At 66.3% G+C, this 1816-nt stretch carries 2 protein-coding genes; both read left to right on the top strand.

Translation table 11 applies throughout. The features are described 5' to 3' along the window. The first annotated feature begins 1 nt into the window (after position 1). A complete protein-coding gene (locus FYM52_RS18525; protein WP_045267137.1) occupies positions 2–751 on the top strand; it encodes an electron transfer flavoprotein subunit beta/FixA family protein in 750 nt (249 codons plus the stop codon). Between the two features lie 154 nt (positions 752–905). Then, the coding region (locus FYM52_RS18520) for an electron transfer flavoprotein subunit alpha/FixB family protein (protein ID WP_154165149.1) at positions 906–1816 on the top strand (911 nt) is incomplete at its 3' end.

The raw sequence follows: 1816 nt of genomic DNA, 5'->3' as shown, positions 1-1816 counted from the left end.
CATGAAGGTATTGGTTCCAGTCAAGCGCGTGGTGGACTACAACGTCAAAGTCCGCGTGAAGTCCGACGGCACAGGCGTGGACATCGCCAACGTCAAGATGAGCATGAACCCGTTTGACGAAATCGCGGTGGAAGAAGCCGTGCGTCTGAAGGAAAAGGGCGTGGTCAGCGAAGTGATCGCTGTGTCCTGCGGCGTGACCCAGTGCCAGGAAACCCTGCGCACCGCCATGGCCATTGGCGCCGACCGCGCCATCCTGGTGGAGACCGACGCCGAGCTGCAGCCCCTGGCCGTGGCCAAGCTGCTCAAGGCCCTGGTGGACAAGGAACAGCCCGGCCTGGTGATCCTGGGCAAGCAGGCCATCGACGGTGACAACAACCAGACCGGCCAGATGCTGGCGGCCCTGGCTGATTTGCCCCAGGCCACCTTCGCCTCCAAGGTCGAAGTCGCGGGTGACAAGGTCCACGTGACGCGCGAAGTGGACGGCGGCCTGGAAACCCTGGCGCTGAGCACCCCCGCCATCATCACCACCGACCTGCGCCTGAACGAGCCCCGCTACGTGACGCTGCCCAACATCATGAAGGCCAAGAAAAAGCAGCTGGATGTGGTCAAGCCCGAAGAGCTGGGCGTGGACGTCGCACCCCGCATCCAGACCCTGAAGGTGGCCGAGCCCGCCAAGCGCGGCGCCGGCGTCAAAGTCCCTGACGTTGCCACTTTGGTGGACAAACTGAAGAACGAAGCCAAGGTCATCTGACCCCCTGAGCCGCTTCGCGTCTTCCCCCAGGGGGGACGACAGCCTCGCGTCGGGGCGGCCCTAGCTCGCTGTCCCTGGCTTTGGGGCGTGTGGGTTTTGAAGGCCGCGCCCCATGCGCAGACTTCGCAAGAACGTAAAGAATTTTGGAGTTGACATGACTTCTCTCGTAATCGCTGAACACGACAACGCCTCCATCAAGGGCGCCACCCTGAACACCGTGACCGCGGCCAAGGCCTGCGGTGGTGACGTGCACGTGCTGGTCGCCGGTGAAGGCGCCGCAGCCGCTGCCCAGGCCGCCGCCCAGATCGCCGGTGTGTCCAAGGTCATCCACGCCGATGGCGCCAGCCTCAAGGACGGCCTGGCCGAGAACATCGCCGCCCAGGTGCTGGCCATCGCCGGCAATTACAGCCACATCCTGTTCCCCGCCACCGCCTCGGGCAAGAACGCCGCCCCCCGCGTGGCCGCCAAGCTGGACGTGGGCCAGATCAGCGACATCACCGCCGTGATCGCCGCCGACACCTTCGAGCGCCCCATCTACGCCGGCAACGCCATCGCCACCGTGCAGTCGGCCGACGCCACCAAGGTCATCACCGTGCGCTCCACCGGCTTTGACGCCGCGGCAGCCACCGGTGGTTCTGCGACGGTGGAAACCGCCGCCGCCGTGGCCGACGCTGGCAAGAGCGCCTTCGTGGGCCGTGAAGTCACCAAGAGCGACCGCCCCGAGCTGACCGCCGCCAAGATCATCGTCTCCGGTGGCCGCGCCCTGGGCAGCGCCGAGAAGTTCAACGAAGTCATCACCCCCCTGGCCGACAAGCTGGGCGCCGCCATCGGTGCCAGCCGTGCGGCGGTCGACGCGGGCTACGCCCCCAACGACCTGCAGGTGGGCCAGACCGGCAAGATTGTGGCGCCCCAGCTGTACATCGCGGCGGGCATCTCGGGTGCGATCCAGCACCTGGCCGGCATGAAGGACTCCAAGGTGATCGTGGCGATCAACAAGGACCCCGAGGCGCCGATCTTCTCGGTGGCCGACTATGGGCTGGAGGCCGACCTGTTTACCGCGGTGCC

This window comes from Comamonas sp. CAH-2, assembly GCF_009668305.1.
In the GTDB taxonomy this organism is placed as follows: Bacteria; Pseudomonadota; Gammaproteobacteria; order Burkholderiales; family Burkholderiaceae_C; genus Comamonas; species Comamonas aquatica.
This window is presented reverse-complemented; position numbering and strand designations above follow the sequence as displayed.

Bases quoted from the DNA above. Each gene is read 5' to 3' on its own strand.
- FYM52_RS18525 (WP_045267137.1), top strand. From the start codon at position 2: ATGAAGGTATTGGTTCCAGTCAAGCGCGTGGTGGACTACAACGTCAAA.